This window comes from Streptomyces sp. NPDC041122, from assembly GCF_055592445.1.
The window spans coordinates 164,579-184,346 of the sequence record NZ_JBVIYQ010000003.1; the positions used below are offsets into that span (position 1 = coordinate 164,579).

At 73.3% G+C, this 19,768-nt stretch carries 18 protein-coding genes; 12 read left to right on the forward strand and 6 right to left on the reverse strand.

The features are described from left to right. Positions 1–69: 69 nt before the first annotated feature. The 3 genes from ACZ6B8_RS13085 to ACZ6B8_RS13095 all read left to right on the forward strand — a co-directional run bounded on the left by ACZ6B8_RS13085 (position 70) and on the right by ACZ6B8_RS13095 (position 2,677). Positions 70–906: a glycerophosphodiester phosphodiesterase gene (locus ACZ6B8_RS13085; RefSeq protein ID WP_471088352.1), complete on the forward strand. Its 837-nt coding sequence runs from the start codon at positions 70–72 to the stop codon at positions 904–906. 53 nt (positions 907–959) lie between these two features. Then, complete coding sequence (locus ACZ6B8_RS13090) at positions 960–1,577, forward strand: ATP-binding protein (RefSeq protein ID WP_471607283.1); 618 nt, start codon at positions 960–962, stop codon at positions 1,575–1,577. A gap of 128 nt (positions 1,578–1,705) precedes the next feature. Next, positions 1,706–2,677, forward strand: coding sequence for a DUF5926 family protein (locus tag ACZ6B8_RS13095; RefSeq protein ID WP_471088356.1), 972 nt, complete (start codon positions 1,706–1,708; stop codon positions 2,675–2,677). 242 nt (positions 2,678–2,919) lie between these two features. Here the strand turns inward: ACZ6B8_RS13095 and ACZ6B8_RS13100 are convergent, their stop codons facing one another. Together ACZ6B8_RS13100 and ACZ6B8_RS13105 are read right to left on the reverse strand one after the other, a co-directional pair. Continuing rightward, on the reverse strand, positions 2,920–3,459 hold the full coding sequence (locus ACZ6B8_RS13100) for a hypothetical protein (protein ID WP_471607284.1): 540 nt from the start codon (positions 3,457–3,459) through the stop codon (positions 2,920–2,922). Between the two features lie 55 nt (positions 3,460–3,514). Then, on the reverse strand, positions 3,515–4,192 hold the full coding sequence (locus tag ACZ6B8_RS13105) for a bifunctional DNA primase/polymerase (RefSeq protein ID WP_471088360.1): 678 nt from the start codon (positions 4,190–4,192) through the stop codon (positions 3,515–3,517). 453 nt (positions 4,193–4,645) lie between these two features. Between ACZ6B8_RS13105 and ACZ6B8_RS13110 the strand changes: the two genes are divergently transcribed. Then, positions 4,646–6,181, forward strand: a complete 1,536-nt coding sequence (locus ACZ6B8_RS13110; protein ID WP_471088362.1) for a PP2C family protein-serine/threonine phosphatase — start codon at positions 4,646–4,648, stop codon at positions 6,179–6,181. A 123-nt stretch (positions 6,182–6,304) separates the two neighbouring features. Continuing rightward, positions 6,305–7,765, forward strand: a complete 1,461-nt coding sequence (locus ACZ6B8_RS13115; RefSeq protein WP_471607285.1) for an aminopeptidase P family protein — start codon at positions 6,305–6,307, stop codon at positions 7,763–7,765. Between the two features lie 73 nt (positions 7,766–7,838). Here ACZ6B8_RS13115 and ACZ6B8_RS13120 read toward each other — a convergent pair whose 3' ends face one another. Beyond that, a complete protein-coding gene (locus ACZ6B8_RS13120) occupies positions 7,839–9,287 on the reverse strand; it encodes an MFS transporter (RefSeq protein WP_471607286.1) in 1,449 nt (482 codons plus the stop codon). Next, a complete protein-coding gene (locus ACZ6B8_RS13125; RefSeq protein WP_471607287.1) occupies positions 9,287–9,835 on the reverse strand; it encodes a carboxymuconolactone decarboxylase family protein in 549 nt (182 codons plus the stop codon). Before ACZ6B8_RS13125 ends, ACZ6B8_RS13120 begins: the two co-directional genes overlap by 1 nt. Before the next feature lie 41 nt (positions 9,836–9,876). Here ACZ6B8_RS13125 and pdxR point away from each other — a divergent pair, with 41 nt between their 5' ends. Then, positions 9,877–11,346, forward strand: a complete 1,470-nt coding sequence (gene pdxR, locus ACZ6B8_RS13130) for a MocR-like pyridoxine biosynthesis transcription factor PdxR (RefSeq protein WP_471607288.1) — start codon at positions 9,877–9,879, stop codon at positions 11,344–11,346. A 78-nt stretch (positions 11,347–11,424) separates the two neighbouring features. On the opposite strand, the gene ACZ6B8_RS13135 is transcribed toward pdxR, so the two are convergent. After that, positions 11,425–12,420, reverse strand: coding sequence for an MBL fold metallo-hydrolase (locus tag ACZ6B8_RS13135; RefSeq protein ID WP_471088372.1), 996 nt, complete (start codon positions 12,418–12,420; stop codon positions 11,425–11,427). A 39-nt stretch (positions 12,421–12,459) separates the two neighbouring features. Next, positions 12,460–12,942, reverse strand: coding sequence for an ATP-binding protein (locus ACZ6B8_RS13140; RefSeq protein WP_471607289.1), 483 nt, complete (start codon positions 12,940–12,942; stop codon positions 12,460–12,462). Between the two features lie 318 nt (positions 12,943–13,260). Here ACZ6B8_RS13140 and ACZ6B8_RS13145 point away from each other — a divergent pair, with 318 nt between their 5' ends. The 6 genes from ACZ6B8_RS13145 to efeB all read left to right on the forward strand — a co-directional run bounded on the left by ACZ6B8_RS13145 (position 13,261) and on the right by efeB (position 19,711). Beyond that, positions 13,261–14,172: a hypothetical protein gene (locus ACZ6B8_RS13145; RefSeq protein ID WP_471088376.1), complete on the forward strand. Its 912-nt coding sequence runs from the start codon at positions 13,261–13,263 to the stop codon at positions 14,170–14,172. A 180-nt stretch (positions 14,173–14,352) separates the two neighbouring features. Next, positions 14,353–15,075 (forward strand): YcnI family copper-binding membrane protein, encoded by a 723-nt coding sequence (locus ACZ6B8_RS13150; RefSeq protein WP_471088378.1) that lies wholly within the window; start codon positions 14,353–14,355, stop codon positions 15,073–15,075. Positions 15,076–15,163: 88 nt separating this feature from the next. Continuing rightward, a complete protein-coding gene (locus ACZ6B8_RS13155) occupies positions 15,164–15,856 on the forward strand; it encodes an SCO family protein (RefSeq protein WP_471607290.1) in 693 nt (230 codons plus the stop codon). A 62-nt stretch (positions 15,857–15,918) separates the two neighbouring features. Further along, positions 15,919–16,371, forward strand: a complete 453-nt coding sequence (locus tag ACZ6B8_RS13160; RefSeq protein WP_471088783.1) for a copper chaperone PCu(A)C — start codon at positions 15,919–15,921, stop codon at positions 16,369–16,371. A 14-nt stretch (positions 16,372–16,385) separates the two neighbouring features. Then, complete coding sequence (locus ACZ6B8_RS13165) at positions 16,386–18,449, forward strand: copper resistance CopC/CopD family protein (protein ID WP_471607291.1); 2,064 nt, start codon at positions 16,386–16,388, stop codon at positions 18,447–18,449. A gap of 11 nt (positions 18,450–18,460) precedes the next feature. Then, a complete protein-coding gene (gene efeB / locus ACZ6B8_RS13170; protein ID WP_471607292.1) occupies positions 18,461–19,711 on the forward strand; it encodes an iron uptake transporter deferrochelatase/peroxidase subunit in 1,251 nt (416 codons plus the stop codon). Positions 19,712–19,768: the final 57 nt, after the last annotated feature.

Consider the following 19,768-nt stretch of genomic DNA (forward strand, 5'->3'; position numbering starts at 1 on the left):
TGCGTCCGGCGCCCCTGGAGGGCACCGTCCGGCGAGCCGTCGGGTACCCCGTGATGGCACCATGACGCGGTGACCCTCGCACGACAGCACCAGATCCAGGTCGTCGCCCACCGCGGAGCCTCCGAAGACGCTCCCGAACACACCCTGGCCGCCTACAAGAAGGCGGTCGAGCACGGTGCCGACGCCCTCGAATGCGACGTACGGCTGACCGCCGACGGCCACCTCGTGTGTGTCCACGACCGGCGCGTCAACCGTACGTCGAACGGCCGCGGCGCCGTCTCCGCCCTCGAACTGGCCGACCTCGCCGCCCTGGACTTCGGCTCCTGGAAGAGACAGCACGGCGAGGCCGACGAGGGTCCGGACTGGGAGGGCTCCGCGGGCGAGGACACCTCCGTCCTGACGCTGGAGCGGCTCCTTGAGCTGGTGGCCGAAAGTAATGCTTCGGGGCGTCAGGTGCGCCTCGCGATCGAGACCAAACACCCCACCCGCTGGGCGGGCCAGGTGGAGGAGCGCCTGCTCCTGCTGCTGAAGCGCTTCGGCCTGGACGCTCCCTCGTCCGATGCCGCGTCGCCGGTACGGATCATGAGCTTCTCCGCGCGCTCACTGCACCGCGTCCGGGCCGCCTCCCCGACGCTGCCGACCGTCTATCTGATGCAGTTCGTCTCGCCGCGCCACCGCGACGGACGCCTGCCCGCGGGCGTGGGCATCGCAGGCCCGGCCATGCGGATCCTGCGCAATCACCCCGGCTACGTGGAGAAGCTGAAACGCGCGGGGCACCAGGTGCACGTGTGGACGGTGAACGAGCCCGAGGACGTCGAACTCTGCGCCGAACTGGGTGTCGACGCGATCATCACCAACCGCCCCAAGCAGGTTCTGTCCCAACTGGACCATCTGGGACTCCGCTAACTCCGGTTACAGGGTGTGCACCGGCGCGTTCGGTCCGTATTCGATCGTTACGAGTGCGTCACCGGGCGGGGATTGGCCGGTTTCCGGTCCAGTCCATTGGGGCATCCACACCGTGGCGTGGGGCGAAGGAGGTCTCGGGGGTGGCGTTGGTGGTGGCACGGGAGGTGCCCACGTCGTCGAGCATGGCCGTTCCCCATGGCCCTGCGGGCGTGGGGGAGGCGCGAGCGCGGATGCGCGGTCAGCTGCGCATGAGCGGGGTGCCGGAGTCGGTCGTCGACGATGCCGTACTGGTCCTGTCGGAGTTGCTCAGCAACGCCTGCCGGCACGGCAGGCCGCTGGGCCGCGGGATGGTCGGCGACGGTGACGTGCGGGCGGCGTGGCACGTCGACAAGACGGGCCGGCTGACGGTCGAGGTGACGGACGGCGGCGGCCCGACCCGCCCGGTTCCGGCGACCCCGTCGGTGACGGCGCACGGCGGCCGCGGGCTCAACATCATCACGGCGCTCTCCGACACCTGGGGGGTCCGCGACGACGCGCACGGCGAGGTCACCGTGTGGGTCGTCCTCGAAGCGGGGCACCACCACGAGGATTTCGCTACGCGCGTCGCCGCGCCGTCGGCGGCCGCGCTCTCCGACCTGGCCTTCGCCGACCCCTTCGACGACCTGGACTGACCGTCCCGTGCCCCGGGGCGTCCCGGGCCGGGTGCGGCGACCGCGCGAGCACGCGTCCCGACGGCCTCCGCGCCAGCGGCTAGGCTCGCGCCCGTACGCAAGAGAGCCGTAGCCGGGAGACACCCAAGATGGCCAAGAAGCGCCCGCAGACCAAGGGCAAGTCGCAGCAGCCGCAGCGGGGGGACGGGGAGCTGCCGGTCGTCGGCGCCCGGGAGCCCTGTCCCTGCGGTTCCGGCCGCCGCTACAAGGCCTGTCACGGCCGGGCCGCCGCCCAGGCGGTGACCGAGCTGGTGCAGCGTCCCTTCGAGGGCCTGCCCGGCGAGTGCGACTGGGTCGCGCTGCGCGAGCTGGTGCCGGCCGCCACCGTCGAGCTGACCCTCAAGGGCGGGCTCCCCGAGGGCGTCCCCTCGGTCTCCCTCGCCACCGTGCTGCCGATGGCGTGGCCCGCGCTGCGCCGCGACGACGGTTCGGTCCTGCTCGGTCTGCAGAACGACACCGCGTCCGGTGACATCAGCCGCGACCTGGCGGACACCCTGCAGCGCGCCCTGGAGGCCGAGCCGGGTACGCCGGTGAAGGGCCGCCGCGCCCCGGCCGACGGTCCGCGGCTGCAGGATCTCCTCGACCCCGAGGGCCCGTTCGAGCCGGTCGTGCACGCCGGTTTCGAGTTCTGGGTGCCGGACGCGGAGAACGCGACGCCGGAGGTCGCCGCCTCCCTGGAGCGGGCGAACGACGCCGCCATCCCGACCGCGAAGCTGACCGGCGTCGACGCCGCGTACTGGTGCGAGACCCCGGACAAGAACCACCTGCGCTGGGTCATGCCGCACCCGGAGGAGCGGCTGCTCGACGCGCTGGCCCGGCTGCACGCGGCCGGCACCTCGAGCCTCGGCGAGGGCACCCGCCTGGTCGGCTCCTTCCGTGCGCACGGGCTGACCGTGCCGGTGTGGGACCTGCCGACCGGGGTCGGTGCCGCGGACGTCGAGAAGCCCGCCGCGGAGTTCGCCGAGCGGCTCGCCGCGGCGCTCGCCTCGGACGCCCCGCTGACCGCGGACGAGCGCCGGGCGCGCGGCGGTCTGACCAACCGCCAGGTGACGCTCAGCTGACCTCGTCGCCCCGGCCCGCGGGCCGGTCGGCGGGGCGGTCGGCGGGCCGGTCGGCGGGGCGCGTACGGAATGCGTGACTCCGCTCACAACTCCCCGTCGTCGCACGCGAATCCCTGTCCGGATACGTGAGATCGAATTTGCCAGGAGCCGATCTCTTGTTACCGTTCAGGTAGCCCGGTTGCTGGTGCATCCCCCGTCGCCAGCAACCGGGCCTTTTCATGCCCGGAGACCCGGTCCGGCTCTCAACTGCCCTGCGGATGCGGGGAGTTGCTCCCCGAGCGCAGCAGCAGCCCGTCGGCCTCTCCCGCCGCGTACTCCGCCACCGCCGAGTAGGCGCCCGCCTCGCCCGCGGTCCGCTCGCGCGGTGTCTCGCACGTCGCCGGTTCGTCCCCCGCCTCGACCGCGCAGCGCATCTGCACGGTGCGCCTGCCGGGCCCCATCAGGGTGAGGACGGCGGTCAGCTCCTCGCCGGTGGCGTTGCGGTAGTAGGTGCGCGCCCAGGTGTCACGCCCGTGGGTGAGGACGCAGGTCTGGGCCTCGATGCCGTCGGGCGCGGCGAGTTCGGGTCCGCAGCGGGCGACGGTGGTCGCGCCGAGGGCCGCGGGGAGCGAGGGGTTCCGCCGGGGCTCGGGGGGCCGGTGCGGCTTCGGAGAGGCGTTCGAGGGGGCGGGGAGGGGCGACTTCGCGTCACCGTCGCCCACCGGTCCCGCGGCCGCGCCGGCGAGCGGCAGCAGGACCGTGACGGCCGCGACGCCCATGAGCGCGATCAGGCGGGGTTGCATGAGCCGAAGATAGCGACCGCGGGCGCGCGGCCCGGTCGCCGCGCGCCCGATTCCCCTACAACTCGGGTGCGCTCACACCCGTACGAGTGAGGGCGTCGACGACCGCGTCCACCACGGCCTCGACGTCCGGCACCCAGGGGGCGGCGGAGCCGGGCAGCGGGGCGCGCTCCCAGCGGACCCGGCCCTGTCCCGTCTCGGAGGGAGGCAGCGCGAGGTAGCCGCCCTCGCCGTGGAAGCGCAGCGAGCCGGGTACGTGGTCGCGCGCGTAGAGGAGCTCGCCCAACTGCTCCAGCGAGTACGGCGCGACGAGCAGGTGGATCCGGTCCTCGGTGGCGACCACCGGGCCGAGCCTGATGCCCGCCTCGTCGAGCGCGGCGAGGGCGCGCACGCCCGCGTCCGCGGGGAGGCTCACGGCGCACGGGGCGTGGCCGCCGGTGGCGAGCACGACGGGCGCGCCGGGCCGGTTGGTCCACCACCAGCGGACCATCCGCTCGTCGGTGGTGGCGGCGAGGAGGCCGGGGTCGAGGGGGTGCGCGCCCGGTACCGCGCAGTCGGGGTCGGGGCAGGCGCAGCGGCTGCCGTCCCGCCGGTCGAGGGCGACGCCCGGCAGTACGGGCCACCGCCATTCGGTCGCGAAGGTCAGGGCCGCGCCGAGCTGTCCGGCGCTCCGGCCGGGCTTTCTTCCGATTCGCCAGGGCAGGAGCCTGCGTCGCCTTCCGAGGATCTCGCGCATGAGCGCTCGTTCCTTTCCGTTGCACGCCGGCGTTAGCCGGGGAGACTGCGGGCCACATCACACCATGTGTGGATCTCTTCGCTGTACGTACGAGCTGGCACATCCGACCCCAGCCTGCGGCATGGGGAACCACTCTGAACCGAGCGTTGACGTGGCGTGGGGTGGCGGCGCCTGGCGTTTGCCGTCCCGCGATATTGCTTGCCGCCTCCGCCACGGGAGGATGGGGCACGGTCGTCGTGAGTTAGGACGCCCGGGTCCTCGGTCAGGTTCCGGACGGACCCCAACTGCCCCTGGTCATCACTGAGTACGTACCCAGCGCGACCCCTGCAACGCTTTACCGAACAACGTCAGTCGACCCCAATATGCCCTAACCCGGCGCTGTTTTCAGCCAACTTTTCAAGATCTTTTCTACGGCACGCAATTCCCTCGGACACCAGGAATCCCGGCAGGACAATGCTGGACATCCCCTCACCAGTGCGTGTACATCTGGAGGCATTGCTAGCGGCGCAGAATGACATGGGGGTTTGCGATGCTATCGAGCATTACGCACCGGCCGGAAAGCCGTCAGCCATGAACGCCCCTCACCTTCCGAAAGTGGCCGGAATCGATTCCACAGTTCCGCCACCGGCCCACACTGTCGCGCCCACCGCGCAGACCACACCCGCCGCAGCCGTCCCCGAAGGCGCCCCCGTCCTCACCGCTCCCGGCGCCGTGCTCCAGGACCGCCTCGCCGGCTGGGTCTCGGACCTCACCACGCTGCACGAACTGACCGAGCGGCTGGCCCGTACGGCCACCCTCGACGAGGCCCTGCGGGAGCTGCTGCGCGCGGGCGCCGCGCTGGTGGGCGCCCGGCGCGGCCTCGTCGTCGTGGAGCCCGCCGACGGGCTCGGCCCCGACACCACCGTCGCCCTCGGCCTCGGCCGCGCGGATCTCGGGCACATCGAGACGGTGCCGCGCGGCGCCACCTCGTACGGCCGGATCCTGGACGCCGTCGAGGGCCAGCCGGGTGGTGTGCCGGACGAGATCGTGCAGCCCGATCTGCTCGCCGAGGACGGCCTCGACCCGCGCCGGCGCGAGGTGGCCGTCCGCCTCGGCTGCGCCGCGAGCTACGCCGTGGCGCTGACCGCCGGGACGGGCCCGCGGATCGGCGCCGCGGTCTGGCTGTACGACGAGCCCGCCCAACCGGCCGAGCGCCGCCGCCACCTGGTCGGGCTCTACGCACGCCACGCCTCCGAGCACGTGGCGCGGCTGATCGAACTGGACCGCGCCCGCGCGGCCGACGCCACCCTGCGCGAGGAGCTCATGCCCTCGCGGCTGCCCCGGGTCGCCGGGGTGCAGCTCGCCGCCCGGCACCGCACCGGACCGCGCGGCGGCGGCGACTGGCACGACGCGCTGCCGCTGCCGGACGCGGCGCTCGGGCTCGCGGTCGGGTCGGTGACCGGGTCGGGGCCGAGCGCGGTGGCCGCGATGGGCCGGCTGCGCGCCTCACTGCGGGCGTACGCGGTGATGGAGGGCGAGGATCCCGTCGCCGTCCTCTCCGACCTGGAGCTGCTGCTGCGGCTGACCGAGCCCGCGCGGTCGGCGACCGCCCTCTTCGCGTACTGCGAGCCCGCGCTGCGCAAGGTCGTCCTCGCCGGTGCCGGGCACAGCCCGCCGCTGATCGTCGGGGAGCGGCGCACCGAGTTCGTGGAGACCTCCCTGTCCGCGCCGCTCGGGATGCTCGCCTGCTGGGAGGCGCCGAGCGTGGAGATCAGCCCGGAGCCGGGAGAAACGCTGCTGCTCTACACCGACGGGCTGCTGTACCGCACGGGCGAGGCGATGGACCGGGCCTTCGCGCGGCTGCACGCGGCGGCGGCGAGCGTGCCCAGGGGCATCAGGGACGACCCCGGGGCGATCGCCGACCACGTGCTGCACACCGTCCTGCCGGACGGGCTCGACGCGGTGGACAGCGACGAGGACGTGGTGCTGCTGGCGGCCCGCTTCGAGTGAGCCGCCCCGGCCCGCCGGCGTGAGGTGCCGGGCACGGTGTGTAAGTGGCCTTCCGGCCCTGGGACCCCTTCCGTACGCCCGTACGATGGAGGACGGCCCAGTGTCGTACAGAGGAGGCAGATCGTGTCGGAGGCGCTCAACCCGGCGACCCCGGAAGAGACCGAAGAAGAGCCGATCAAGCAGCGCAAGAACGGGCTGTACCCGGGCGTGTCCGACGAGCTCGCCGAGAACATGAAGTCCGGCTGGGCCGACACCGAGCTGCACGACCTGCGGCCGATCGCGCAGGCCGAGAACACCGCCGCCCGCCGTGCCGCGCTCTCCGCGCGCTTCCCGGGCGAGCGCCTGGTGATCCCCGCGGGCAACCTGAAGACGCGGTCGAACGACACCGAGTACGCCTTCCGGGCCTCCGTCGAGTACGCGTACCTCACCGGCAACCAGACCGAGGACGGCGTCCTCGTCATGGAGCCGAGGAGCGGGGGCCACGACGCGACGATCTACCTCCTGCCGCGCTCGAACCGGGAGAACGGCGAGTTCTGGCTGGACGGCATGGGCGAGCTCTGGGTCGGCCGCCGGCACTCCCTCACCGAGGCCGAGAAGCTGTACGGCATGCCCGCCTCCGACGTGCGCGAGCTGGCCGGCGCCCTGCGCGAGGCGACCGGGCCCGTGCGCGTCGTGCGCGGGTACGACGCCGGGATCGAGGCCGCGCTGACCGACAAGGTCGCCGCGGAGCGCGACGAGGAGCTGCGCGTCGTCCTCTCCGAGGCCCGTCTGGTGAAGGACGCCTTCGAGGTCGGCGAGCTGCAGAAGGCCGTCGACTCGACCGCGCGCGGCTTCGAGGACGTCGTGAAGGTCCTCGACAAGGCCGAGGCCACCAGCGAGCGCTACATCGAGGGCACGTTCTTCCTGCGCGCCCGTGTCGAGGGCAACGACATCGGCTACGGCTCGATCTGCGCCGCGGGCCCGCACGCCACCACGCTGCACTGGGTGCGCAACGACGGCGCGGTCCGCTCCGGCGAGCTGCTGCTGCTCGACGCCGGTGTGGAGACGCACTCGTACTACACCGCGGACATCACCCGCACGCTGCCGATCAACGGCCGCTTCGACGCGCTGCAGAAGAAGATCTACGACGCGGTGTACGAGGCGCAGGAGGCGGGCATCGCGGCGGTGAAGCCGGGCGCCAAGTTCCGTGACTTCCACGACGCCTCGCAGCGCGTGCTCGCCGAGAAGCTGGTCGAGTGGGGTCTCGTCGAGGGCCCGGTCGAGCGCGTCCTGGAGCTCGGCCTGCAGCGCCGCTGGACCCTGCACGGCACCGGCCACATGCTCGGCATGGACGTCCACGACTGCGCCGTGGCGCGCACCGAGACGTACGTGAACGGCACGCTGGAGCCGGGCATGTGCCTGACCGTCGAGCCGGGCCTGTACTTCCAGGCCGACGACCTGACCGTGCCGGAGGAGTACCGCGGCATCGGCGTCCGGATCGAGGACGACATCCTGGTGACGGAGGACGGCAACCGGAACCTGTCGGCCGCGCTGCCCCGCACCTCGGACGAGGTCGAGGCGTGGATGGCACGGGTCAAGGGCTGAGCCGCACCCACCGACGCCGAAGGGCCGGTCCCCGTCCGGGGGCCGGCCCTTCGGCATTGCCGTCGGCGGTGCCTCACCGCGTCGCCCGCCGGGGGAATCCGAGCGCCACCAGCGCGGTCAGCGCGATGCCCGCCGTGGCGACGAAGAGGGCGGTGCGCGCGCCGTCGGCGGTGGCCGCGGCCGAGGCGTGCCCGCCGAGGCCCGCGACGCCGACCAGGACCGCGAGGCCGACCGCGCCGCCGACCTGTTGGGCGGTGGACGCCATGCCGGAGGCGATGCCCTGCTCGTGGCCCGCGATGCCGGCCGACGCGGCGCCGAACATCAGGGTGTAGCCCGCGCCCTGGCCGAGGCCGAGGATCAGGAAGCCGGGCACCAGCGCCGCGTACGAGCCGTCCGCGCCCATCGCGAACGCCACCAGGGCCGTGCCCGCCGCGCCGAGGGCGAGGGCGCCGGTCATCGCGGTGCGGGTGCCGAGCCGCGTGGTGATCCGGGCCGCGAGCAGCGAGCCCGCGGTGATCGCCAGCATCGGGACGAGGTAGGCGAGACCGGTGCGCAGGGCGCCGTAGCCGAGCACGTTCTGGAAGTAGAGCGTCAGGAAGTACGCGAGGCTGCCGATCGTCGCCATGAACAGGAACGTCACGGCCATGCCGGTGCGCAGACCGCGACCGCGCAGCAGCCGCAGCGGCATCAGGGGGTCGCGGGTGCGGGACTCGATCAGGAGGAAGGCGGCCAGCAGCGCCGCCCCCGCCGACGCGGGGAGCACGACGGTCGCCGACAGCCAGCCCGACTCGGGGCCCTGGACGAGGGCGACGACCAGACCGGTGACGCCGAGCGTCGAGGTCAGGGCGCCCGGCAGGTCGATCCGGCGGCCCGCGCGGTCGACGGTGTCCGGGGCGATGAGGCGGACGGCGGCGACCGCCGCGATCAGGGCGAGGGGGACGTTGACGTACAACACCGAGCGCCAGCCGAGGAGTTCGGTGAGGACGCCGCCGAGCAGCGCGCCGACGATGAGTCCGCTGCCGCCGGCCGCGCCCCACACCGAGTAGGCACGGTCGCGTGCGCGGCCCTCGGCGAAGAGCGTGCCGACGAGGGTGAGCGTGGCGGGGAAGAGGAAGGCGCCGCCGACGCCCTGCGCAGCGCGGGCGCCGATCAGCAGGCCGGGGCCGGTGGCGAGGCCGCCGGCCAGCGACGAGACGCCGTACAGGCCGAGGCCGAGCACGAACATCCGGCGCGGGCCGAAGAGGTCGCAGGCCCGGCCGCCGAGGAGCAGGAAGCCGCCGAAGGCGACGGCGTACGCGCTGATCACCCACTGGAGGTGCTGCGCGGAGAAGCCGAGTCCGCCGCCGATCTCGGGGAGCGCCACGTACACGATGTTGTAGTCGACGGAGATGATCAGCTGGGCGAAGGCGAGGAGGGCGAGGGTCGCGGCGCTCGCTGTGCGGCGGGCGGGAGCGGGGGCGGGGGCGGGGGCGGGGGCGGGGGCCGGGTGTGTGCCGGCCGCCGGCTCCAGGGTGACGGCCATCAGTGGGCCACCCGCTCGTCCTCGCCGGCGACCTTGCCGGTGCTCAGGGCGATGCGGTTCCAGGTGTTGATGGTGAAGATCAGGGCGAGCACGCGGGCCAGTTCCTGCTCGTCGAAGTGGCGGGCGGCCTCGGCGTAGACGTCGTCGGGGACGCCGCCGCGGGCGACGAGGGTGACCGACTCGGTCAGGGCGAGGGCCGCCTGCTCCTTCTCCGAGAAGAAGTTCCTGGCCTCGCGCCATACGCCGATCATGTGCAGCCTGGCCTCGTCCTCGCCGGCCTTGCGGGCGTCGGAGGTGTGCATGTGGAGGCAGTACGCGCAGCCGTTGAGGAGCGAGGCGCGGATCTGGATCAGCTCGACCAGGGCGGGGTCGATGCCCTCGCGGGCGGCGGCGTCGAATCCGATGAGGGCCTTGAAGGCCTTGGGGGCGGCCTTGGCGAAGTTGAGGCGGGGAGCGTGGACTTGGGAGTGGTCGGGGTGAACGGCGGTGGTGGGCTGCGAGGCGGTGGCGGTGGGCTGCGAGGCGTTCGTGTTGTTCGTCATGACCATGAATCTAGGGGCGGGAAAGACCTCGCGTAGGGTGCATTCCCATGCCGGAATCATGGGTCAATATGGCGGAGCGCATCGGGAGTGACCTGCACGTGGACCTGTCCGGTCCCGGCAGTCGCCGCGCCGTTCTCATCCGGGCGCTGCGGGACGCCGTCCGGGCGGGGCGGCTCCCTCCGGGCACCAGGCTGCCGCCGTACCGTTCGCTCGCCGCCGACCTCGGTCTCGCCCGCAACACGGTCGCCGACGCCTATGCCGAACTGGTCGCCGAGGGCTGGCTGACGGCCCGGCAGGGGTCGGGGACACGGGTCGCCGAGCGGGCCGCCCCGCTCAAGCGCCCGCGGCAGCCGAAGCCCGCTCCCGCGCGGTCCGCCGCCCCCGCGTACAACCTGCGGCAGGGCACTCCGGACACCGCGTCCTTCCCCCGTACGGCCTGGCTCGCGGCGGCGCGGCGGGCGCTCTCGGCCGCGCCCAACGACGCGTTCGGGCCCGGCGATCCGCGGGGCCGCGTCGAGCTGCGGAGGGCGCTCGCCGACTATCTGGCGCGGGCGCGCGGGGTGCGCGCCGATCCCGAACGGATCGTGGTCTGCTCCGGGTTCGCGCACGCGCTGCGGCTGTTGTTCGCGGGGACGCGGGGCGCGGGCGGCGGGGTGCTGCGCGGCCCGTTCGCCGTGGAGGCGTACGGGCTCGGCTTCCACCGCGGGATCCTGGAGGGCTCGGGGGTACGTACGGTCCCGCTCGGCCTCGACGAACAGGGTGCCCGTATCGCGGAGTTGACCGGGGGGCCGCGGGTCAGGGGCGTACTGCTCACGCCCGCACACCAGTTCCCCACCGGCGGCCCGCTGCACCCGGAGCGCCGTGCGGCCGTCGTCGACTGGGCCCGCACCAGCGGCGGGGTGGTCCTGGAGGACGACTACGACGGGGAGTTCCGCTACGACCGTGAACCGGTCGGCGCGGTGCAGGGCCTCGACCCCGAACACGTCGTCTACCTCGGCTCGGTGAGCAAGAGCCTGTCCCCCGCGGTGCGCCTGGGCTGGATGGTGCTGCCCGAACGGCTCGTCGACGGGGTGCTCGCGGCGAAGGGGGAGCGGGAGGCGTGGGCGAGCGTGCTCGACCAGCTGACGCTCGCGGAGTTCCTCGCGTCCGGGCAGTACGACCGGCACGTCCGCCGGATGCGGCAGGCCTACCGGCGCCGCCGCGACCGGCTCGTCGACGCCCTCGCCGAACGGGCCCCGCACATCACGGCCACCGGCATCGCGGCGGGGCTGCACGCGGTGCTGCGGCTGCCGCCCGGCACGGAGGCGTCCGCCGTGAAGGCGGCGGCCTGGCAGGGGATCGCGCTGGACGGCCTTGCCGAGTTCCGCCACCCCGAGGCCACGATGCCCCCGCCGGCCGGCCTCGTGGTCGGCTACGCGACCCCTACGGAACACGCGTACGGGGCGGCACTGGAGACCTTGCTCCGGGCGCTGCCACCGGCGGAGGGGGAGGAGGAGGGGGCGCGTGGGGTGAGGTGAGGCTTGGGGCGAGGTGATGCTTGGGGTTAGGTGGGGTGAGGCGTGCGGGGGAGGGCCGCCTGCCCCGGCGCCGCGTTCCTACGGCGTCGCGACCTCCGTCGGATACGGCACCCAGTGGAGCCCGTCGCCGTCCCGCTGGACCGTCCCGAACGGGACGTCCGCGAAGTGGATGCCGAAGCCTATGGTGTCCGGCTCCGCCAGTTCGGCGATGAGGGCGCGGCGGGCCTCCGCCGCTGCTTCCCCGTCCAGGTCGGGCGAGGCCGACCACTGGGGGTGGGAGATCTGGACGGGCGAGTGCATCGTGTCGCCGAACGCGATGACGCGCTTGCCGCCCGCGGAGATGACGTAACCCGTGTGCCCGGACGTGTGCCCGGGCAGGAGGCGGACGCGGACGCCGGGGCGTATCTCCTCGCCGTCGGCGGCCGTGCGGACCCGCGGTTCGAGCGTCTTCAGGATGGCGTCGTCGAGGCCCTCGTGACCTGCGCTGTGCCGACCGGACCACTCCTGCTCCGCCAGCACGTACGCGGCGCCCGCGAGCGCCGGCCCTTCGCTGCCGGGCGCCGCGTGCCAGGCCCAGCCCACGTGGTCGGGGTGCAGATGCGTGAAGGCCACGGCGCCGATGTCCGCCGGGGCACGGCCCGCCGCCGCGAGGCTTTCGAGCAGCGCCCCGCTGTGCGCCGCGCCGATCCGCTCGCCCTCCCGGGCGGATGCCGTCAACGGTCCGAAGCCGGCGTCGATGAGGAGCGCGCCCGCGCTGCCGCCCGCATCCTCTCCCTCGACACCGGCACCGGCCTTGCCCTCGTCCCCGTCCCCGTCCCCGTGTTCGTGTTCGTGTTCGACGAGCAGTCCGCCGACGCTCGCCACCAAGTAACCGGTCGCGTCCAGGAATTCGGGGTGGGCCGCCCAGTCCTCCTCCGTGGAGGCGGCGAACCACCCGCGCGGCGACAGCTGTACGGCACCGTCGGGTATGTACGTCAGCTTCGTCCGGCCGAGCCGCACCGTGTGCATCCGGGCGGGCCGCCGGAACCGCTCGCGCTCATCTTCCGCCGCAGTCACCGCAGTTGTCGTCGTCATGCTCACTGCCAACGACCGGTCCGCGGGCCGTGTTCCCGGTCAGGCCGTCATCAGCGGCGCGTCCTCGCGCCACTTGAGGATCTTGTCGAAGCTGATCACCGCGCCGCCGCCCCTGCCCGGCTTGTTGCCGAGGTGGACGTGGTCGGCGAGTTCCTGGATCAGGCACAGCCCCCGGCCGTGCTCGTCGGTCTCCGCGGCGGGCGGCCGGGGGGCGGGACAGCCGCGCGAAGCCCCGGGGAATCCCGGCCCGGAGTCGGTCACCTCGATGCGGCACTTCTCGCCGTCCAGGTAGGCCGTGACCCGGTATCCCCCCGCGCCGCCCGCCCCGGCCGCGCCGCCGCCGGGCGCGCCCGCCCCGCCGTGCTCCACGGCGTTGGCGCACGCCTCGCTGAGGGCGACCGACAGGTCGTAGGAGACGTCCGGGTCCACGCCCGCGGTCTCCATCGTGCCGATCAACAGGCGGCGGGCGAGCGGGACGCTCGCAGCTTCGCGCCGCAAATGGAGAGACCACCAGATGCTCATGCTCCAGCCTCCTGGCTGCGGCTCGACATACCGATACGTATTGCCACACCCGCCCACGGATAAGCGCCCGGTTGACGTGATACCGCCCATACGGCGGACGCGCGGGCGCCGCCACCCGGTGTAGGAAACCGGTGTGCGGAGGCGGCCCGTGAGCCCCTCCGTCCGCCCTCCGTCCGCTCTCTGTCCGCCCTCCATCCGCCCTCCGCCGGGCCCCGGACAGACCCCGGACACCCCCCGGACACCCCCCAACACCATGGAACCGGACCTTCCGGACCTGCCGTGTGGACCGGGTGGGCCCAGTGCGATGATGACTCGGCCATGACTGCCCCCCATCAGCGCGAGGCGCGCGACGGAGCCGATCTCCGGCTGCTCAGGGCCGCGACGTTCGCCGCGGTCTGCGTCGTGCTGTCCGCCGGGGGCCATGTGCTCGCTTCCTGCGTCGCCGTCCCGCTGTGGACGCTCGGCGCCGCCTTCCTCGTCGTCCTGGCCGTCACGCTGCCGCTCGCCGGGCGGGCCCGTTCGCTGCCCGGCATCGCCGCGCTGCTCGCGGCGGGACAGCTCGGTCTGCACGCCCTGTTCGGCCTCGGCCAGCACGGCTCCACCGTCACCCAGAACGGTGACGGCACCCTCGTGGAGCGGGCCGCGCGCCTGGTCTGCGGGGCCGGTGCCGCCACGATCACGCCCGCGCAGGCCCACCGGATCCTGACCACCGCGGGGCTCGGCCCCGGCGGTACGGGCGCCTCCGGAGCGGGCCACGCGACCGCGCACGCGCACGGCGGGACCGCCGCCGCGGGCACCGCGATGGACTCCATGGCGGGCACGGCCGTCGCCCCGGGCGCCGCGGGCGCGCCGGGGTCGATGGACTCCATGGGCTCGATGGGCGCCATGGCGCTGCTGCCGTCCCTGCCGATGCTCCTCGCCCACCTGCTCGCCGCCGTGGCCGCCGGCTGGCTGCTGCGCCGCGGCGACGTCGCGCTGCTCCGCCTCGTGCGGCTCGCCGGCGGGGCGCACGGAGTCGCCGAGGGAGCGCTCGTGCGTTCCCTGCGCTCGGCGCTCACCCTCGTCCGCGCCCTGCGGGCGGGCCTGCCCGGCGCGCCCGAGACCACCGGCCCGCGCGCACCGCGCACCGCGCTGCTCGCGCCCGCCACACCGCGCACCGTCGCCCTGGAGGACGCGGTGATCCGGCGCGGTCCCCCGGCCCGCGCCCTCGACGTAGAACTCGCCGCCTGACGCGACGCACTCCCTGCCGGCCGTACGTACACCGCTGTACGGAACACCGCTGTACGGAGGGGTCGCTCGGCGCGCACGCGCGCGTGCCGCACGGCCGCGCTCACCCCTCGTATCCAGCACTCGGTACGACGCCGCATGTCGCGTACCGATGACCACTGACGAAAGTGGAGTGTTCCTGTCATGAAGATGTCCCGTGTCGCCGCCGCCGGCGCCGTTGCCGCCTCCGCCGTCCTCGTCCTCTCGGCGCCCGCGTTCGCGCACGTCAGCGTCGCGCCGGAGGGCCAGGCCGCCAAGGGCGGGTACGCGACGGTCAACTTCAAGGTGCCGAACGAGATGGACGACGCCTCGACGAACAAGCTCGAGGTCTCCTTCCCCGCCGACCACCCGCTGGCCTCCGTGATGACCCAGGCCGTGCCCGGCTGGAAGGTCGAGGTCACCAAGACCAAGCTCGCCAAGCCGCTGGAGATGCACGGCGAGAAGATCGACGAGGCCGTCTCCAAGGTCACCTGGACCGCCGACGGCAAGGGCATCCGGCCCGGTTCCTTCGAGAAGTTCCCGCTCTCCCTCGGCCAGCTGCCCGAGGACACCGACGAGCTCGTCTTCAAGGCCGTCCAGACGTACGACAACAAGGAAGTCGTCCGCTGGATCGAGCCGCAGAAGAAGGGTCAGGAGGAGCCGGAGCACCCCGCGCCCGCGCTCCCGCTGACCGCCGCGACCGAGGGCCACGGCGCCGCCGCCGACCCCGCGTCGGACGACAAGGGCGCCAAGACCGAGAGCGCGTCCTCCGACTCGTCGGACAGCAGCGACACCACCGCGCGGGTCCTCGGCATCGTCGGCATCGTCGTCGGTGCGGCGGGCGTCGCGTTCGGCGTGCTCGCCGGCCGCCGCCGCGTCACGGGCTGACCCGCGCCGAGCCACCTTCGGGGTGTACCGGCGCGGCGGACAGCCGCCCCGGTGCACCCCGGCCCCCTCACATCTGGGACATTTCCATATGCGCACGAACAGCTCGAAGAGCCACTCCCCGCACCCCTCGAAGAGCAGCCGCACCAAGCTCGCCGCCGCCGCCCTGCTGGCCGCGGCCACCCTCACGCTGACCGCGTGCGGCGCCGACGACGGCAAGAAGCCGGTCGCCGACGTCTCCGTGGAGACCGACTCCGGCAAGGCCGCCACGGTCCTGGACAAGCCGTACGAGAAGCCGAACCTCGTCCTCACCGACACGCACGGCAAGAAGTACGACCTGCGCGAAGAGACCAAGGGCAAGCCGACGCTGATCTACTTCGGCTACACGCACTGCCCGGACGTCTGCCCGCTGACGATGAACAACATCGCGGTCGCCAAGAAGAAGCTGCCCAAGGCCGACCAGGACAAGCTGAAGGTCGTCTTCGTGACCACCGACCCCGACCGGGACACCCCGGCCGAGCTGGGCAAGTGGCTCAAGGGCGTGGACGCCGACTTCATCGGTCTGACGGGTGACTTCGCCACCATCCAGGCCGGCGCCCGCCAGCTCGCCATCAGCATCGAGCCGTCCAAGAAGGAGAAGGGCAAGATCGTCTCGATGCACGGCACGCAGGTCTTCGCCTTCTCGCCGAAGAACGACGCCGGTTACGTCATGTACAGCGACAAGGCGACCGCCGTCGACTACACCAAGGACCTCCCCAAGCTCCTCAAGGGACAGAATCCGTGAACCACCGCACCACCCGGCGCCACCGCACCACCCGGCGCCGCACGCTCGCCGGCGGCGTCCTGATGTCCGCCGCCGCCCTTGTCCTGACGGGTTGCTCGGACTCCGACGCGTCGGACTCCGCGAAGGCGCCCGAGCTCAAGGTCAGCGGCGCCTACATCCCCGCGCCCACCATGGCCGACATGGCGGCCGGCTTCTTCACGCTCACCAACAAGGGCGGCGCCGACAAGCTCACCTCCGCCACCAGCGACCTGGCGGGCTCGGTCACCCTGCACAGCACCAAGGGCGGCGAGATGAAGGAGCAGAAGTCCTTCGCCGTGCCCGCGAACGGCCACCTCGACTTCGCCAGCGGCGGCAACCACCTGATGCTGGAGAAGCTCCGGCACAAGCCGAAGCAGGGCGAGAAGGTCACCCTGACGCTGCACTTCGAGAAGTCGGACCCGATCAAGGTCGAGGTTCCGGTCAAGGAAGCCACGTACCAGCCCCCGCAGCACGACACGTCACACGACTCGCACTGAGGGACGGACCGTTGATGCAGACCATCGCTCCCCGCTCCAGGGCCACTCCGCGGACCGCGGGCGCCTCCCGCGTCTCCCCGGGCATCCCCCGCGTCTGGCGGCTCCTGCTCGTCCTGCTCGCCGCGGCCGGCGCCTTCCTCGCCGGAGCCGCCCCGGCCTCCGCGCACGCCGCGCTGACCGGCAGCGACCCCAAGCAGGGAGCGGTGGTCACCTCGGCCCCCGCCGAGGTGAAGCTCACCTTCTCCGAGAAGGTCGCCATGTCGGACGGCTCCGTGCGGGTCCTCGACCCGTCCGGCAAGCGCGCCGACGCCGGCAGGACGGCCGACCTGGGCTCCAACACGTACGGCGTGAAGCTGCGTCCTGGCCTGCCCGACGGCACCTTCACCGTCGCCTACCAAGTCGTCTCCGCGGACAGCCACCCGGTCTCCGGCGCCTTCACCTTCTCCATCGGCGCGCCCTCCGACACCAAGGTGGCGCTCCCCGACCAGGAGGCCGGCGGCGGTCTCGTCGGCGTGCTCTACGACATCACCCGTTACTTCTCCTACGCCGGGTTCATCCTGCTCGTCGGCGGCGGCGCCTTCGTGCTCGGCTGCTGGCCGCGCGGCGCCGGGGTGCGGCCGGTGCAGCGGCTCGTGACGTCCGGCTGGGTCACGCTCACCGCCGCGACGCTCCTGCTGCTGCTCCTGCGCGCCCCCTACACCGGCTCCGGAAAGCTCGCCGACATCTTCGACCTGGGCAAGCTCGGCGACGTCCTCAACACCAAGACGGGCGCGGCGCTGGTCTCCCGGCTGCTGCTGCTCGCCGCCGCCGCGCTGTTCATCGCGGTGCTGTTCGGGGCGTACGGGAAGCGCGAGGGGCCCGAGAACGCCGCCGAGAAGAAGGACCTCACCTTCGGCCTCGCCATCGGCGGCACCGTCGTGGCCATCGGCATCGCGGCGACCTGGGCGATGGCCGAGCACGCGTCGACCGGCATCCAGGCGGGCCTCGCGATGCCCGTCGACGTGCTGCACCTGCTGGCCGTCGCCACCTGGCTCGGCGGTCTCGCCTCGCTGGGCCTCGCGCTCTTCCGCACGCCCTCGCTGGAGGCGTCGGCGGTGCGGCGGTTCTCGACCGTGGCGTTCACCAGCGTCGTCGTCCTGGCCGCGACCGGCACCTATCAGTCGTGGCGTCAGGTCGGCTCGTGGTCGGCGCTGACCGGCACCTCGTACGGGCAATTGCTCCTGGTCAAGATCGGTCTGGTCGTCGTCCTGGTGGGCGTCGCCTCGATCTCCCGGCGGTGGACCGGACGGATCGCCGCCGAGGCGGACGGCCTGGCTCCCGAGGCCGCGGCCGCCGTGGTGGTCGAGCAGCGCGGGAAGCAGTCGTCGTCGAAGAAGCCGCAGAAGAAGGCGGTCACGGTGCCGTCGTCCGGCGGCGAGGACGGCGGAGCGGCTGCTGGAGTGGAGAACGGCAAGGCGAGCGGCACGGCGGACGGCACCGGCGGCGGCAAGCGGGCCGGCCAGGACACCGAGCGGTCCGCGCAGCTGGCGCGCCAGCAGGCCGCCATGGACAGCGCACGCGACAAGCGCATCCGCGACGCCGATCCGCGCCGCTCGGGCCTGCGCCGCTCGGTGCTCACCGAGACCGGCATCGCCGTCGTCCTGCTGGCCGTGACGACGATCCTCACCACCACCGAGCCCGGCCGCACCGAGGAGGAGGCCGCGAGCGCCACCGCCGCGGCGGCCGCCCAGCGCTCCGGCCCGCTCGCCGTCAAGGTGCCCTTCGACACGGGCGGCACCGACGGCAAGGGCACCGTGCAGCTGGACCTCGACCCCGGGCGCAGCGGCAGCAACACCCTGCACCTGTACGTGAAGCGGCCCAACGGCAGCGCCTTCGACGTGCCCGAGGTGAAGGTGTCCTTCACGCTCAAGTCGAAGGACCTCGGCCCGCTGCCCGTCGCGCCGGACCACATCGCCACCGGACACTGGAGCGCGAACGGCGTGCAGATCCCGATGGCAGGCAACTGGAAGATCGCGGTGACGGTGCGGACCTCCGACATCGACCAGATCACCGTGCAGAAGAACGCGCAGATCGGCTGAGTGGAACCACCATGGCGGACAACGGCATTTCCAGGCGGCGGCTGCTCGGCACCGCCGGTGCGACCGGTCTCGCGCTCGGCGCCGCGGGCGGCGCCGTCGGATACGCCGCGGCCCCCTCGGACCCGTCCGACGCGGCGGGTCCGGGCGGCTCCTCGTCGGCGCTGGCGTCCCTCGGCGCGGACGAGGTGATGTTTCACGGGAAACATCAGCCCGGCATCACCACGCCCATGCAGTCCCGCGGCCATCTGGTCGCCTTCGACCTGGCCGCGGGCGCGGGGCGCAAGGAGGCGGCGGCGCTGCTGCGCCGCTGGTCGGCCACGGCGGAGCGGCTGATGGCGGGCCGGCCCGCCGACGGCGAGGACACCGCGGTCGCCCGGGACGCCGGTCCGTCCTCGCTCTCGGTCACCTTCGGCTTCGGCGCCTCCTTCTTCTCCCGTACGGGGCTGCAGAAGCAGCGCCCGTCCGCCCTCGACCCGCTGCCCGACTTCTCCTCGGACCACCTCGACAAGGCGCGCAGCAACGGCGACCTGTGGGTGCAGATCGGCGCGAACGACCCGCTCGTCGCCTTCCACGCGCTGCGCGCGCTCCAGCAGCGGGCGGCGGGCACGGCGAAGGTCCGCTGGCAGATGAACGGGTTCAACCGCTCGCCGGGCGCCACCGCGCGCCCGCTGACCACCCGCAACCTGATGGGCCAGATCGACGGCACGAACAACCCCAAGCCGTCGGAGAAGACCTTCGACCGGCGCATCTTCGTGCCCGACGGCGTGGATCCGGCCTGGATGGCGGGCGGCTCCTATGTCGTGGTGCGCCGCATCCGCATGCTCCTCGACGACTGGGAGAAGCTCGGCCTGTCGGAGCAGGAGGCGGTGATCGGCCGGCACAAGTCGGACGGCTCCCCGCTGACCGGCGGCACCGAGACGACCGAGCCGAAGCTGGAGAAGACCGGCCCGGACGGCAAGGTCGTCATCCCGCTCAACGCGCACGCGCGCATCACCCGGCCCGACCAGAACGGCGGCGCCGCGATGCTGCGCCGGCCCTTCTCGTACCACGACGGCTTCGACGCCAAGGGCGAGCCGGACGCGGGCCTGCTCTTCGTCTGCTGGCAGGCGGACCCGATGCAGGGCTTCATCCCGGTGCAGCGCAAGCTCGACCGGGGCGACGCCCTGTCGGACTTCATCCGGCACGAGGCGAGCGGGCTCTTCGCGGTGCCGGGCGGGGCAGCGAAGGGCGAGTACGTGGGGCAGCGGCTGCTGGAGGGGTGAGCCCGGAGGGGTGAGGCCCAGGCCCTCCCTACAGCGCGGGCGGGCACGCGCGGCGCC

Excerpts from the sequence above, each read along its gene's own strand:
- ACZ6B8_RS13140 (WP_471607289.1), bottom strand. The coding sequence starts at position 12,942 with ATGAGCATCTGGTGGTCTCTCCATTTGCGGCGCGAAGCTGCGAGCGTC.
- ACZ6B8_RS13120 (WP_471607286.1), bottom strand. The coding sequence starts at position 9,287 with ATGGCCGTCACCCTGGAGCCGGCGGCCGGCACACACCCGGCCCCCGCC.
- efeB (WP_471607292.1), top strand. The coding sequence starts at position 18,461 with ATGGCGGACAACGGCATTTCCAGGCGGCGGCTGCTCGGCACCGCCGGT.
- ACZ6B8_RS13110 (WP_471088362.1), top strand. The coding sequence starts at position 4,646 with ATGCTGGACATCCCCTCACCAGTGCGTGTACATCTGGAGGCATTGCTA.
- ACZ6B8_RS13160 (WP_471088783.1), top strand. The coding sequence starts at position 15,919 with ATGTCCGCCGCCGCCCTTGTCCTGACGGGTTGCTCGGACTCCGACGCG.
- ACZ6B8_RS13095 (WP_471088356.1), top strand. The coding sequence starts at position 1,706 with ATGGCCAAGAAGCGCCCGCAGACCAAGGGCAAGTCGCAGCAGCCGCAG.
- ACZ6B8_RS13100 (WP_471607284.1), bottom strand. The coding sequence starts at position 3,459 with ATGCAACCCCGCCTGATCGCGCTCATGGGCGTCGCGGCCGTCACGGTC.
- ACZ6B8_RS13165 (WP_471607291.1), top strand. The coding sequence starts at position 16,386 with ATGCAGACCATCGCTCCCCGCTCCAGGGCCACTCCGCGGACCGCGGGC.
- ACZ6B8_RS13145 (WP_471088376.1), top strand. The coding sequence starts at position 13,261 with ATGACTGCCCCCCATCAGCGCGAGGCGCGCGACGGAGCCGATCTCCGG.
- ACZ6B8_RS13135 (WP_471088372.1), bottom strand. The coding sequence starts at position 12,420 with ATGACGACGACAACTGCGGTGACTGCGGCGGAAGATGAGCGCGAGCGG.
- pdxR (WP_471607288.1), top strand. The coding sequence starts at position 9,877 with ATGCCGGAATCATGGGTCAATATGGCGGAGCGCATCGGGAGTGACCTG.
- ACZ6B8_RS13105 (WP_471088360.1), bottom strand. The coding sequence starts at position 4,192 with ATGCGCGAGATCCTCGGAAGGCGACGCAGGCTCCTGCCCTGGCGAATC.
- ACZ6B8_RS13155 (WP_471607290.1), top strand. The coding sequence starts at position 15,164 with ATGCGCACGAACAGCTCGAAGAGCCACTCCCCGCACCCCTCGAAGAGC.
- ACZ6B8_RS13150 (WP_471088378.1), top strand. The coding sequence starts at position 14,353 with ATGAAGATGTCCCGTGTCGCCGCCGCCGGCGCCGTTGCCGCCTCCGCC.
- ACZ6B8_RS13125 (WP_471607287.1), bottom strand. The coding sequence starts at position 9,835 with ATGGTCATGACGAACAACACGAACGCCTCGCAGCCCACCGCCACCGCC.